The sequence below is a fragment of the Nocardiopsis halotolerans DSM 44410 genome (assembly GCF_000341065.1).
Lineage (GTDB): Bacteria > Actinomycetota > Actinomycetes > Streptosporangiales > Streptosporangiaceae > Nocardiopsis > Nocardiopsis halotolerans.
Genome location: NZ_ANAX01000363.1, coordinates 1 through 12,421, shown reverse-complemented (window position 1 = coordinate 12,421; position 12,421 = coordinate 1). Strand labels below are relative to the sequence as shown.

The following is a 12,421-nucleotide window of genomic DNA, read 5'->3' as shown; positions in this document are numbered from 1 at the left end:
CCCCGACCCGCCAGTCGTTCGCGTGCGGCTCGGAGAGTCCGTGCGCGGCGGGAACGGCGTGCTCCGTCCCCTGGGAGCAGGAGGTCGCCTTCCGTGTCCCCGTGGCACCCTCGGCGGGGGCGGCGGCCGGGGCTCACCCCTTCCGGGCGCTGTGGGCGCGGACGTGGATCTCACGCAGGGCGAGGAATCCGCCGACACCCGGGACGAAGGCGAGCCACCTGGCCCTGCGCGACGCGGTCGGCAGCAGCGAGGTGGCCGCGACGACGGTCAGGTAGGACATGCCGTGGGTGGGGCCGCAGACGTTGCCGACCACCTCGACGTGGGCGGTGAACAGGTTGGTGAGCATGATCGCCAGGGTGAGGGCCTCGACGGCGGCGGCGACGCGCAGGACGAGCACGCCGGTCACACCTCCGAGCCGGGGCGGACGATCATGAGCACGACGACGACCGCCCACACCAGGTTGTAGATCCCGGCGAGCATCGACAGCGTGCGCAGCCCGCGGGGGTCGCCGGGCTCACGGAGCGCGTCGCGTTGGCGCGGGTGGATCTGCGTGGCGAGCAGCATGCCGGCGGCGGCGGTGAGGATCATCGCCACGGTGATCCAGACCTCTCCCATCCGGTCCTGTACGGCGGCCAGGATGATCCCGACCACGGGAACGATGATCCCGGCGATGGCGTAGCCGCGGGTGATCCGGTGCAGCAGGGCGGCCACCGCGTGGTCGCGCTCACCGGGGGACGCGTCTTCGGCGGCCGGGCCGGGGACGGCGACCGCGACCGGTGCGAACCGTGGGAACAGGCTCGTCGCGACGGCCGACCCGCCGACGAAGACGATGCTGGCGAGGACGTGTATCGAGAGCAGCAGGGGTTCCATGGGGCCTCCTCCAACCTTCAGGTTCCCTGAGGCTTACCCTGAGCTTCAGGCATGCTGAAGGCAGGGTCGGTTCACGACCCCGGAGGGCGGAGGGGGTCAGGAGGCGTCGGAGGAGCCCAGGGCGCCGAACGCGGTACGCACGGCGTCACCCACCTGCCGCTGGAGGGGGTCGGACTCCGGGCCGAACAGCGTGGTGTCCACCGCCGCCACCGCCTCCTTGGCGGCGTCGAGCAGGCGGGCGCCCTCGGGCGTGATCTCGATCGCCGAGGCGGAACCGGCCCGGGCCGTGTGGTCGCGCACCAGTCCCGCGGCGGCCAGCGACTTCACCGAACCGTGCACACTCTGGACCGTGATCCCCGACATGCGCGCCAGTTCGCTGAACGAGGCGCCCGGCACCCCGGCGATGTGACCGAGTAGTCCGAGCCGGGCGACCGTGAGGTCCAGCGGCGCGAGCGCGGTGTTCAGTTCGGCCTCAACGCGGCGCGCCAGGGTCAGGATGATGACGGAGGGGCTGGTCGCGGGTGGACCGGGGCGTCGGTTCTCGGTGCTCACCCCTCCAGTCTCGCCCACCCCGCCGGACGGCGGGGCCGACGCTCTCCTACCGGCGCCGACGGCCACCGCGCCCGTGGCCGCGGGGCGGGTCTCCCAGGTGCATGTCGCCGCCCTGGATCACGGTGCCACCGGACACGTTGCCCACGGTGTTGGTCACCTGGGAGTTGTCCTCGGACACTCCCCGGGGCACGGTCCCCGGAGGAGGCGGCGGGGGAGCGGCGGAGTCCCTGCTGGNCCCCCCCCAGCCACAGCGCCGCGGTGACGGCGCCGATCCAGGAGGCCGCCTCCCATCCGTCGCGCGTGGTGGGACCGCCTCCGAACCACAGCCCGGCACCCACCGCGGCCGGGATCACGATCACCGCCGCCACCGCACAGACCCACCTCGTCTTGTTCATGCCTCCGATTGTGGCGCCACGGCCCCCGTTCGATAAGGGGTACGGCGGAATCGGCCGTGTGCGGCCCCTGCGCCGCCCGCTCCCTCCCACGCGGTGGCCCGGGCCGGGGCGCGCCCGGGGAAGAGAAGCTGGCTGGCCAGGTGACACGTGAGAGCGCGCTCCTCCCGAAGAGTGTTACCCATGCGTGATACATACGCTACGGAAAGTGAAAGCGCAGGGCCTGTTCTCTCATCCCTCGGAACCAGGTGGAGGAAACACCGCATGACCCCGCACCGCCATACCCCCGCGGAGGGCGCGGCAGCCTTCCCCGCCGCCGAACCGGGCCGGTCCCGCGACGCCTTCGAGGGGACTCTGTGAAGCGCGAGGCCGTCGTCACCGGTATCGGAGTGGTCGCCCCCGGAGCGATCGGCGCGACCGCGTTCTGGGACCTGCTCACCGCGGGCCGCACCGCCACCCGCCACGTCACCCTGTTCGACGCGACCACCTTCCGGTCCAGGATCGCCGCCGAGGTCGACTTCGATCCCGCGGAGCACGGGCTGGACGAGGAGCAGGCCGCGCGCATGGACAGGTACGTGCAGTTCGCCGCCGTCGCCGCCGCCGAGGCCCTGGCCGACAGCGCCCCGCCCCTGGCCGAGGTCCCGCCCTGGCGTGTGGGGGTGAGCATGGGGACGGCGGTCGGCGGTACCACGCGCCTGGAGCGGGACTACGTGGAGATGAGCCAGGAGGGCGCGGACTGGGTCGTCGACCGCTCGGCCGCCTCGCCCCACCTGTACCGGGCCCTGACACCGAGCGTCCTGTCCGGGGAGATCGCCGAGCTGGTCGGGGCGCGCGGGCCGGTACGCACGGTCTCCACGGGGTGCACCTCCGGCCTGGACGCGGTCGGCTACGCCGCGCAGGCCATCGAGGACGACCTCGCGGACGTGGTCGTCACCGGAGCGGCCGAGTCCCCGATCTCCCCCATCGCCATGGCCTGCTTCGACGCCATCAAGGCGACGTCGGACAGCAACGACGACCCCGCGCGGGCGTCCCGGCCCTTCGACCGCGACCGCAACGGTTTCGTCATGGGCGAGGGCGCGGCCGTCCTCGTTCTGGAGGAGGCGTCGATCGCCCGGCGCCGGGGCGCCCGGATCCGCTGCCGGGTGGCGGGCTTCGCCAACCACGGCAACGCCTTCCACATGACCGGCCTGCGCCGCGAGGGGGAGGAGATGGCCCGGGCCGTCACCACCGCCCTGGACCGGGCACGGCGTTCGGCCACCGACGTGGACTACGTCAACGCGCACGGGTCGGGCACCGTGCAGAACGACCGGCACGAGACCGACGCCGTCAAGCGCTCCCTGGGCGAGCACGCGCGGCGCGTGCCCGTGTCCTCGATCAAGTCGATGGTGGGCCACTCCCTGGGAGCGATCGGTTCGATCGAACTCGCCGCCTGCGTGCTGGCCATGGACACCGGAGTCGTGCCGCCGACGGCCAACCTGAGCGCACCGGACCCCGAGTGCGACCTGGACTACGTGCCGGTGACCGCCCGCGAGCACAGGACCGACGTGGCCCTCTCCGTGGGCAGCGGTTTCGGGGGTTTCCAGTCGGCGGTCGTCCTGGACCGCGGGGAGTGAGGAACGGCCATGACAGTGGTGATCACGGGGCTCGGAACGGTCTCGCCCGCGGGGGTGGGCACCGACGGCTACTGGGACGCGGTCAGCGAGGGACGGTCACTCATCGCGCCGATCCCCGACTTCGACACCGACGGCTTCCACGTGCGCCTCTGCGGGAAGGTTCCCGGATTCGACCCGCACCAGCACATCGAGGGCCGGTACGTCGTCCAGACCGACGCGTTCAGCTGGTTCGCGATGGTCGCCGCCGACGAGGCGCTGCGTGACTCCGGACTGGACACCGGAACTGACCCCTACGCGACCGGCGTGCTGATCTGTAGCTGCGCGGGAGGGGTCGAGTTCGGGCAGCACGAGATCGCGGCCCTGTGGAGTGGGGGACCGGACCACGTGGGCCCGTACCAGTCCATCGCCTGGTTCTACGCGGCGAGCACCGGGCAGATCTCGATCCGCAACGGCCTCAAAGGCATGTGCGGGGTCCTGGTCACCGACGAACCGGGCATGCTCGACGCCCTGGGACAGAGCGAGGGGGCCCTGCGGCGCGGAACCTCCGCGATGCTGGTCGGCGGCAGCGAGGCCCCGCTCGGGTCCCCGTTCTCCCTGGCCTGCCAGGCGGGCGCCGACGTGCTCAGCGCCGGTGACGACCCCTCATCGGCCTACCTCCCCTTCACCGAGAGGGCCAGCGGCTACGTCCCCGCCGAGGGCGCGGCGGTCGCGGTCGCGGAGGACGCGGCCACCGCCCGGGCGCGGGGGGCCAGGATCCGGGCCGTGGTCGCGGGACACGCGAGCACCTTCGGCGGGGTCGGCGCGTTCGACCCGGGCGGCGCCGGCCTCCTGCACGCGGCGCGGGGAGCGATGGACCGCGCCGGGATCGGGCCGGACGACGTGGACGTGGTCTTCGCCGACGCCGTGGGCACGCCGAAGGCCGACGCCGACGAGGCCGCGATGCTGCGGGAGCTGTTCCCCGGGGGAGTGCCCGTCACGGCGCCCAAGGCGGGCTTCGGCCGCGCCTACGCCGGTGCGGGCGCACTGGACGTGGCCGCGGCCGTGCTGAGCCTGGAGCACCAGGTCATCCCGCCCACACCCCAGGTCTCCGACGCGCCCTGCGGTCTCGACCTGGTCGTCCGGGTCCCCCGCGTCGCACCCCTGCGCACCGCGCTGGTGCTGTCGCGCGGCCTGGGCGGAGGGAACTCCGCGGTCGTCCTGAGACATCCCGACCACGCCTGACCGAACTCGACAGAGTCCGACGGACACGAGATCAGAGGAGACCCATGTCCAACCACATCACGATCGAGGAACTGGTGGAACTCATGTCCACATGCGCCGGGGTCAGAACCGACGTCGGTACCGCCGTCACGAGCACCTTCGAGGACCTGGGGGTCGACTCCCTGGGCGTCCTCGGCGTCGTGTCCGTGATCGAACGCCGTCTGGGCCGCAAGCTCGGCGCGGACGCCGAGGCCGTGCCCTCCCCGGCGGCGCTGGTCGCGCTCGTCAACGACGGTGCCCCCGTCTCCACGGAGAGGGTGTGATCGACGTGCCCGGACGCACCGAACACAGTGTCGTCGTCGACGCGCCCCAGGACCTGCTCTGGGACATGACCAACGACGTGGCCTCCTGGCCCGAACTGTTCACCGAGCACGCCTCGGTGGAGGTCCTCGAACAGGAGGGGAACACCGTCCGCTTCCGCGTCACCAAGCACCCCGACGAGCAGGGCCGCGTGTGGAGCTGGGTGTCCGAACGCGTCATGGACCGCGCCGCCGGAGAGGTGCGGGCCCACCGGGTGGAGACGGGGCCGTTCGAGTACATGAGGATCCACTGGTCCTACGAGGAGACGGACGAGGGGATCCGCATGACCTGGCGGCACGACTTCGCCCTGAAGCCCGACGCCCCCGTCGACGACGAGCAGATGACGGCCCGGCTCAACCGGAACATCCCGTCCGAGATGGAGCTCATCAGGGAGAAGGTGGAGGCGGTGGCGCGGGCCCGGGCGGAGGAGACCCTGGCCTGAGTACCGTCCACCGGGACCGGAGGCGAACCCGCTCACGGCGGGACCCGGTCCCGGCGCCGTCCTCCGGCGTCGGGACCGGGTCACCGGACGCCCGGTGGGGGAGACGCGCGTGATGAGGTCCGGTGCTCCCGGTGGAGGAGGCGGTGTTATCCTCCCCATACCCTCTACGGGTAAGAGGTAAGGCGGGAGCATCGGTTCGGAGGAGTGGTGCGGTTGACCAGCGCGTCCGGTCGTGCCGTCCCGTCCTCCCCGCTCGTCGCGGCCCCCGTCCTGGAGACGGTGGGCAGGGCGGCGCGTGAACGCGCGGCGCACCCCGGTCTGATCTGGGTGCGGATGCTGCTCCTGGTGTCACTGCTGTTCGGCGTGGCCGCCATGCACACGCTGGGACATCCCCCGGAGGACGGGCACCAGCCCGCCTCCTCCTTCACGGTCGCCGCGCACCCGGCCCCCGCGCCGGAGAAGCAGGCCGACTCCGACTCCCCGGTCATGGATCCGACGTCGATGTGCCTGGCGATCGTCGGCATGGTGGCCGCCCTGATCGGCCTGGCCGCGGTGGTGTTCGTCCCCTGGCCGGGGCCGCTGCTGCGACCACCGTCGTCACTCCGGCGCTCGGTGGTGCGTGTCGTGCGCCCCGATCCCCCCTCTCTGGCGAGATTGCAGGTCCTGAGGGTGTAGATGCCCCTCCCGGGTAACCCTGCGGTCACACGGACCCCGGTACCCGGTCCCACGCATGTTCACCACGCCGTGGCGCCATGCGCCATGCGCGGAAACCGCCATGAGAAGGACCGAGAATGATCGACACCCGTACGCGTGCCCTCCTGCTGGCTCCGGCCTCGCTGGCCGCCGCCCTGTCCCTCGCCTCCTGCGGCGCGGAGGACACCTCCGCCGACCCCGCCCCCGAGCCCTCGGAGCAGGCCGCCGTCGAGTTCAACGACGCCGACGTCACGTTCGCCCGGACGATGATCCCGCACCACGAGCAGGCCGTGGACATGGCGCGGCTCGCCGAGAGCCGGGCGGGTGACGGGGTCGGGGACCTCGCGGTCGAGATCGAGGCCGCCCAGGGTCCCGAGATCGAGCGGCTCCGGCGGATGCTGGACGCCTGGGGCGTCGAACCCGCGGACGACGGGGGTCACGAGGGCATGTCCGGGATGATGACCGAGGAGCGGATGACGGAGTTGGAACAGGCCGAGGGGGAGGCCTTCGACACGCTGTTCCTGGAGATGATGATCGCCCACCACGAGGGTGCGGTCGAGATGGCCAGGGACCAGCTGTCGAAGGGGGTCAACCCCGAGGCCGGCGCGCTCGCCCAGGACGTCGTCGACGCCCAGGAGGCCGAGATCGACCGGATGAACGAGATGCTCGGCCAGGAGGACTCCGACCAGGAGGGTTCCGAGGAGGGCGCCGAGTAGGCCGGGAGCGGGGATCACGGGAACCCGCCACGTGACGCCGGTGCCCCGGGCCGTACGGCCCGGGGCACCGGCGTGCTCGGAGGGGTCAGGCGGCCGGGGCGGCCTCCCTGCGCTCCGCCGCGGTGCGCGGGGCGGCGTCGTCGTTGCCCGCGAGCGGCTTGAAGCCCCGCAGCCGCAGGCTGTTGCTGATGACGAAGACGCTGGAGAAGGCCATGGCCGCACCGGCGATCATGGGGTTGAGCAGCCCCGCCGCCGCCAGGGGGAGCGCGGCCGTGTTGTAGGCGAAGGCCCAGAACAGGTTGCCCTTGATGGTGCCCAGGGTGCGGCGGGAGAGGCGGATGGCGTCGGCGGCGGCGCGCAGGTCGCCGCGGACCAGGGTCAGGTCACTGGCCTCGATGGCCACGTCGGTACCGGTGCCCATGGCCAGGCCCAGGTCGGCCTGGGCCAGGGCGGCGGCGTCGTTGACCCCGTCGCCGACCATCGCCACCGTGCGTCCCTCGGCCTGGAGCCGCCTGACGACGTCCACCTTGTCCTGGGGCAGCACCTCGGCCACGACCTCGTCGACACCGACCCGGGCCGCCACCGAACGGGCCACGGCCTCGTTGTCCCCGGTGAGCAGGATCGGGGTCAGCCCCAGTTCGCGGAACTGGCCGATGGCCTGCGCGCTGGTGGGCTTGACCGCGTCGGCGACCACGAGCACCGCGCGGGCCCGTCCGTCCCAGCCCACGGCCACGGCGGTGCGGCCCTCGGCCTCGGCGTCGGCCTTGGCGCGCTCCAGGTCCGCGGGCAGGTCCTGCGACCACTCCGCGAGCAGCGAGGAGCGCCCGACGAGGACGGCGTGGCCGTCCACGACCCCCTGGACGCCCAGGCCCTCGATGTTGGCGAAGTCCTCGACCCTCCCCAGCTCACCGGTGCGCGCCGCGGCGCCCCGTGCGATCGCCTGGGCGATGGGGTGTTCGGAGGCGTTCTCCAGGGCTCCGGCCAGGCGCAGGACCTCCTGCTCGTCCTGCCCGTCGGCGGTGAACACGTCGGTGAGGGCCATCCGGCCGGTGGTGACGGTGCCGGTCTTGTCCAGCACGATCGTGTCGATGCCGCGGGTGGTCTCCAGTACCTCCGGGCCCTTGATGAGGATGCCCAGCTGGGCGCCGCGCCCGGTGCCCACCAGCAGCGCGGTCGGCGTGGCCAGGCCCAGGGCGCACGGGCAGGCGATGATGAGGACCGCGACCGCGGCGGTGAAGGCCGTCGCCGTCGAGCCGGTGGCGCCGATCCAGAACCCGAGGGTGATGACGGCCAGCACGATGACGATGGGCACGAAGACCCCGGAGACGCGGTCGGCGAGGCGTTGGACCTCGGCCTTGCCGCTCTGGGCCTCCTCCACCAGACGCGCCATCTGGGCGAGCTGGGTGTCCGAACCCACCCGGGTGGCCCGCACGACCAGGCGTCCGCCCGCGTTGACGGTGGCGCCCACGACCGCGCTGCCGGGTGAGACCTCCACCGGCACGGACTCGCCGGTGAGCATGCTCATGTCCACGGCCGAGGTGCCCTCCTCGACCACGCCGTCCGTGGCGACCTTCTCCCCGGGCCGGACCACGAACAGGTCGTCCCGGGTCAGGTCGGCGACGGGGATCCGCCGCTCGGCGCCGCCGCGCAGGACGGTGACCTCCTTGGCGCCGAGTTCGAGCAGCGCGCGCAGGGCGGCGCCGGCGCGGCGCTTGGAGCGGGCCTCGAAGTACCGGCCGAGGAGGATGAAGGTGGTGACCCCGGCGGCGACCTCCAGGTAGATGTTGGCCGATCCGTCGCCACGGGCGATGGTGAACTCGAAGGGGTGGGTCATCCCCGGTTCGCCAGCCGTACCGAGGAACAGCGCGTACAGCGACCAGGCGAACGCCGCCGTGACACCGAGGGAGACCAGGGTGTCCATGGTGGCGGTGCCCAGTCTGAGGTTCTTCCACGCCGCGACGTGGAAGGGCAGGGCGCCCCAGACGAGCACCGGAGCCGCCAGGGTGAGCGAGGCCCACTGCCAGTGGGTGAACTGGAGCGCGGGGATCATCGCCATGGCGATGACCGGTACCGACAGCACGGCGCTGATGATCACCCGGTCGCGCAGCGCACGGGTGGGGTCGGCCGACTCGCCGCCGTCCTCGCCGTTGGCGGGGGCGGTCTCCTCGGGCGTCGGGGGCGGAGCGGCGGTGTAGCCCGCCTTCTCGACCTGGGCGATCAGCTCCTCGACGGCCACCGGTGCGTCGTCGAAGACCACACGGGCCTTCTCCGTGGCGTAGTTGACGGTGGCGGTGACTCCGTCCATCCTGTTGAGCCGCTTCTCGACCCGGTTGGCGCAGGCGGCGCAGGTCATGCCGCCGATGGCCAGTTCGAGTTGTTCCCGCGACCGTGTCCGGTCGGCGGGTCCACCGTTCGTCATCGCTCGCTCCTGTCGTCGGGCTCGCCGTGGTCGCCTTCGGCGGACTCTCCGGGTTCCGTGTGGTCCTCGACCGGGCCGCTCGTGACGGACTCGGGGAGCAGGGGGCTGGCCAGGGCACCCGCCCCCAGGGCTCCGCCGAAGGCCACCACGAGTCCCAGCCCGTAGAGGCCGAGCCTGAGGGGAACGTTCATCGTCGGTCCTTCGTCTCGTGTCCGGTCCCGGCGTCGACCGCGTGGCCTGGCCCGTGCGCGGGTGGACGTGTCGGGAACTCCATCCGATAACCCTATGGATACCATACCCCTCTAGGGTATACAAGTGCCATGTCGGATGCCCGGCGCGGTGCGTGCCCGGAGGTGCGCCGACCCGCGGGAACGCGGCGGCACGGGATCCGTGCGCGCCGGGGGTTCACCGCGCTCCGGGGTACCCCCCGGGCGTAGGAACGGCGTTCTCCGGACCCCGGGCTGGTGGGGGGCGAACGGGGCCGCGCACCGGAGGCGGAACGCCTCGGCGCCGCGTGTGACGGAAGGCGGCGCCGAGCCGTTCCGGGCCGTCAGGCGTCGGCCACCTCGGGCAGGACGGAGGCGAACAGCTCGACCACCCGGCGGGGGTCGCTGAACCCCTGGCCGTACCCGTAGGCGACCGTGAACCCGGTCTCCGCCGTCTCCAGCAGCTGCCCGACCAGCGCGTCCCGTGTGGTGTCGGGTGTGACGGAGAAGATCGTGGTCTTCTCGATCCGGTCGTAGTCGCGGCCCAGTGCCTCGCAGTGCCCCTTGAGCACGTCGAGCTTGTGCGCCGCGTCGGGGCCGCCGAAGACGTTGCACGCGTCCGCGTACTGGGCGACCATCCGCAGGGTCCTGCGCTCGCCGCTGCCGCCGACCATCAGGTACGGGTGCGGCTCGGAGACGCTCTGCGGTGAGTTGAGCGTGTGGTCCAGCCGGTGGTGCTGGCCCCGGTAGGGGCCCTCGTCGTCGCTCCACATCTGGAGGCAGATCTGGATCGTCTCCTCCAACCGCTCGAACCGCTCAGCGGTGGACGGGAACGGGATGCCCAGACCGTGCGCCTCGTCCGCGTACCAGGCGGCCCCCACACCCAGTCCGGCGCGCCCACCGGACAGGGCGTCGAGTGTGCTGATCTGCTTGGCCAGCACACCCGGTTCGTGGTACACGGCCCCCGTCACCAGGGTGTGCAGGAGGACCCGCTCGGTGTGCGCGGCCAGGAACCCCAGGGTGGTGTAGGCCTCCAGCATGGCGTTCTCCCGGGGGCCGACCTCGTTGCCCATCTGCCAGAAGTGGTCCATCACCGTGAGCCGCGCGATACCCGCCGCCTCCGCCTGACGGGCGGTGTCGGCGAGTGTGGGGCCGATGGCGGGGGTGCCGCCGTCCCAGGTGAAGTCGGCGACGTGCAGACCGAGTTCCATGTGTCCTCCTCGACGGGTGTACGGCCCCGGGCGTGACTCAGTCTGCTGCCCCTACCCCGTGTGCACCGGTCCGCGACACGGCCCCACGCGCGGGGTCCGGACGCGACGGGAGCCCCGGGCACGGCCCCGCGCGGGACGGCCGACGCGGGGGCGGAAGCGGCCCGTGTGGAGACGGAACGTGCTGATCACGGCTCCGGGCCCTAGGGTGGAACACGCTCGGCCGTGACCCGGATCCCGTCGCTGCCCTGCCCGACGTCCCACAGCCGGTTGGAGTATCCGTGGTCGGTTTCAGCCACAGACCCGGTCGCCGCGGCCAGCCCGGACCACCGGCCGCGTCCGGTCCCGAGGGCCGGACGGGCCCGCGGGGGGACCGCGCCCTCGCGTCCGGCGTACGCGTCACGGAGAGGCTGCGCCTGGACCCCATCGGCTCCGAGCACGCCGACGAGCTGTGGCGGCTGCACCGGGACCCCGGCGTCGCGCGGTGGTACGGCGGCAGGTGGACCCGGGGAGAGGCCTGGGAGAGCGCCCTCCACATGGGGCACGCCTGGGAGGTCGACGGCGTCCACAAGTGGATCGCCCACGACCGCGGGTCCGGCGAACTGGTGGGACGCGGCGGCCTGTCCTACGCGGTGGTGGACTGCCTCCGGCGCCTGGAGATCGGTTGGGCGGTCCGCGAACGGTTCTGGGGGCTCGGCTACGCCAGCGAGATCGGACGCGCCGGACTGACGTTCGCCTTCGACGACCTCGACGCGGACGAGGTGGTCTCCTTCACCGAGGTCCACAACCGCCGCTCCCGTGCGGTCATGGAACGGCTCGGCTTCCACTTCGTGCGCGAGATCCGCCACGGGGGAGAGCCCTTCGCGCTCTACCTGCTCCGGCGTCCCTGAGGACGACGGCCCCGCACGCGCCCCCGGTACGCCGTCGGGTCAGGGATCGTCCCTCCCGCGCTCGGGCGCCTCCTCCGGGTCGGGGAGGGTGAGCGGGCCGGTGTGGCGTTCCACGGCGTCGAAGTACACGCGGTCGGCGCGCTCCTGGGCGCGTTCCTCCGCCGCCAGACGCAACTGGAGCCGTTTGGTCTCCTCCCGTTCGCGGGCGAGGGCGCGCTCGTGGGCGCCCCGGAAGCCCTGTCCGACACCCCAGACGATCCACCCGCCGAAGACCAGCAGGAACATGAACAGGAAACCGAGTGCCGTCTCCACCGCGTCACGTCTCCTTTCTGCGCCGCAGGATCCAGCGTACGACGAGCGCCAGGAGCACACCCTCGGCGGTCAGCGCCAGCACGGCCCACACCGGCCCCCACAGCGCGGCCAGGGTCAGGTACCAGACGGTGAGCACGCCCGCGACCGCGGGCCCCAGGACCGCCGCCGCCAGCAGGGCGTACCCGGAGTGGACGACGCGGGCGCGGACCGGGTAGTCGCCCGCACGGCCCCGGAGGGCGAGCCCGACGAACCGCAGTGTCTGGCTCTGCAGGTGCAGCGTCGACAGCGCGTGCCCCACCATGTGGTAGCCGTCCAGGCCCAGCACGGGGACCAGGTTGACCAGCGCGGCCACCGTGCCGAAGAGCAGCAGCGCTCCGGCCAGCCCGTGCCACCACCCGGTGTCGGGGCCCCACCACCACAGCGCCGCCACGGGCAGCAGCGACACGAGGTTGACGTAGGTGCCCGCGAAGGAGGTCGCCACCCGCTGCCCCGCCCGGGGGAAGAGCACCTGCTCGTCGGTCTTGCAGTACAGCGCGACCAGCGGCAGG

The 12,421-nt window shown here is 72.7% G+C and carries 14 protein-coding genes and 1 pseudogene; 7 read left to right on the top strand and 8 right to left on the bottom strand.

The window, feature by feature from the left end; all coding sequences use genetic code 11:
• Positions 1-133: 133 nt before the first annotated feature.
• The 3 genes from D455_RS0126670 to D455_RS0126660 form a co-directional block, all read right to left on the bottom strand.
• Positions 134-397 carry a hypothetical protein gene (locus tag D455_RS0126670; RefSeq protein WP_152487163.1) on the bottom strand — a complete coding sequence of 88 codons (264 nt, stop codon included), beginning with the start codon at positions 395-397 and terminating at the stop codon, positions 134-136.
• 5 nt (positions 398-402) lie between these two features.
• A complete protein-coding gene (locus D455_RS0126665) occupies positions 403-870 on the bottom strand; it encodes a hypothetical protein (RefSeq protein WP_017573720.1) in 468 nt (155 codons plus the stop codon).
• Between the two features lie 96 nt (positions 871-966).
• Positions 967-1,422, bottom strand: coding sequence for a MarR family winged helix-turn-helix transcriptional regulator (locus tag D455_RS0126660; protein WP_017573719.1), 456 nt, complete (start codon positions 1,420-1,422; stop codon positions 967-969).
• 748 nt (positions 1,423-2,170) lie between these two features.
• On the opposite strand from D455_RS0126660, the gene D455_RS0126645 reads away from it, so the two are divergent.
• The 6 genes from D455_RS0126645 to D455_RS0126620 all read left to right on the top strand — a co-directional run bounded on the left by D455_RS0126645 (position 2,171) and on the right by D455_RS0126620 (position 6,838).
• Positions 2,171-3,427, top strand: coding sequence for a beta-ketoacyl-[acyl-carrier-protein] synthase family protein (locus D455_RS0126645; protein ID WP_017573716.1), 1,257 nt, complete (start codon positions 2,171-2,173; stop codon positions 3,425-3,427).
• A 9-nt stretch (positions 3,428-3,436) separates the two neighbouring features.
• The gene (locus D455_RS0126640) at positions 3,437-4,648 is read left to right on the top strand and encodes a beta-ketoacyl synthase N-terminal-like domain-containing protein (protein WP_026123013.1); all 1,212 of its coding nucleotides are present in this window, start codon (positions 3,437-3,439) and stop codon (positions 4,646-4,648) included.
• Positions 4,649-4,692: 44 nt separating this feature from the next.
• On the top strand, positions 4,693-4,950 hold the full coding sequence (locus tag D455_RS0126635; RefSeq protein WP_017573714.1) for an acyl carrier protein: 258 nt from the start codon (positions 4,693-4,695) through the stop codon (positions 4,948-4,950).
• Positions 4,947-5,429 (top strand): SRPBCC family protein, encoded by a 483-nt coding sequence (locus D455_RS0126630; RefSeq protein ID WP_017573713.1) that lies wholly within the window; start codon positions 4,947-4,949, stop codon positions 5,427-5,429. Before D455_RS0126635 ends, D455_RS0126630 begins: the two co-directional genes overlap by 4 nt.
• 213 nt (positions 5,430-5,642) lie before the next feature.
• Entirely contained in the window at positions 5,643-6,104 is a 462-nt protein-coding gene (locus tag D455_RS0126625) for a DUF6153 family protein (protein WP_017573712.1), read from the top strand.
• 116 nt (positions 6,105-6,220) lie between these two features.
• Positions 6,221-6,838 carry a DUF305 domain-containing protein gene (locus tag D455_RS0126620; RefSeq protein WP_017573711.1) on the top strand — a complete coding sequence of 206 codons (618 nt, stop codon included), beginning with the start codon at positions 6,221-6,223 and terminating at the stop codon, positions 6,836-6,838.
• 85 nt (positions 6,839-6,923) lie between these two features.
• Here the strand turns inward: D455_RS0126620 and D455_RS0126615 are convergent, their stop codons facing one another.
• The 3 genes from D455_RS0126615 to D455_RS0126605 form a co-directional block, all read right to left on the bottom strand.
• Entirely contained in the window at positions 6,924-9,257 is a 2,334-nt protein-coding gene (locus tag D455_RS0126615; protein ID WP_017573710.1) for a heavy metal translocating P-type ATPase, read from the bottom strand.
• On the bottom strand, positions 9,254-9,448 hold the full coding sequence (locus D455_RS0126610) for a hypothetical protein (protein WP_017573709.1): 195 nt from the start codon (positions 9,446-9,448) through the stop codon (positions 9,254-9,256). Before D455_RS0126610 ends, D455_RS0126615 begins: the two co-directional genes overlap by 4 nt.
• Before the next feature lie 359 nt (positions 9,449-9,807).
• Positions 9,808-10,674 (bottom strand): LLM class F420-dependent oxidoreductase, encoded by an 867-nt coding sequence (locus D455_RS0126605; protein WP_017573708.1) that lies wholly within the window; start codon positions 10,672-10,674, stop codon positions 9,808-9,810.
• A 278-nt stretch (positions 10,675-10,952) separates the two neighbouring features.
• Here D455_RS0126605 and D455_RS0126600 point away from each other — a divergent pair, with 278 nt between their 5' ends.
• Positions 10,953-11,561, top strand: coding sequence for a GNAT family N-acetyltransferase (locus tag D455_RS0126600; protein WP_017573707.1), 609 nt, complete (start codon positions 10,953-10,955; stop codon positions 11,559-11,561).
• Positions 11,562-11,600: 39 nt separating this feature from the next.
• On the opposite strand, the gene D455_RS0126595 is transcribed toward D455_RS0126600, so the two are convergent.
• Together D455_RS0126595 and D455_RS34335 are read right to left on the bottom strand one after the other, a co-directional pair.
• The gene (locus D455_RS0126595; protein WP_017573706.1) at positions 11,601-11,873 is read right to left on the bottom strand and encodes a hypothetical protein; all 273 of its coding nucleotides are present in this window, start codon (positions 11,871-11,873) and stop codon (positions 11,601-11,603) included.
• A gap of 4 nt (positions 11,874-11,877) precedes the next feature.
• Positions 11,878-12,421, bottom strand: a pseudogene (locus D455_RS34335) (hypothetical protein); the annotation flags it as partial.

Coding starts and splice junctions, on each gene's coding strand:
- D455_RS0126665 (WP_017573720.1), bottom strand. CDS start 870: ATGGAACCCCTGCTGCTCTCGATACACGTCCTCGCCAGCATCGTCTTC.
- D455_RS0126640 (WP_026123013.1), top strand. CDS start 3,437: ATGACAGTGGTGATCACGGGGCTCGGAACGGTCTCGCCCGCGGGGGTG.
- D455_RS0126635 (WP_017573714.1), top strand. CDS start 4,693: ATGTCCAACCACATCACGATCGAGGAACTGGTGGAACTCATGTCCACA.
- D455_RS0126620 (WP_017573711.1), top strand. CDS start 6,221: ATGATCGACACCCGTACGCGTGCCCTCCTGCTGGCTCCGGCCTCGCTG.
- D455_RS0126615 (WP_017573710.1), bottom strand. CDS start 9,257: ATGACGAACGGTGGACCCGCCGACCGGACACGGTCGCGGGAACAACTC.
- D455_RS0126610 (WP_017573709.1), bottom strand. CDS start 9,448: ATGAACGTTCCCCTCAGGCTCGGCCTCTACGGGCTGGGACTCGTGGTG.
- D455_RS0126605 (WP_017573708.1), bottom strand. CDS start 10,674: ATGGAACTCGGTCTGCACGTCGCCGACTTCACCTGGGACGGCGGCACC.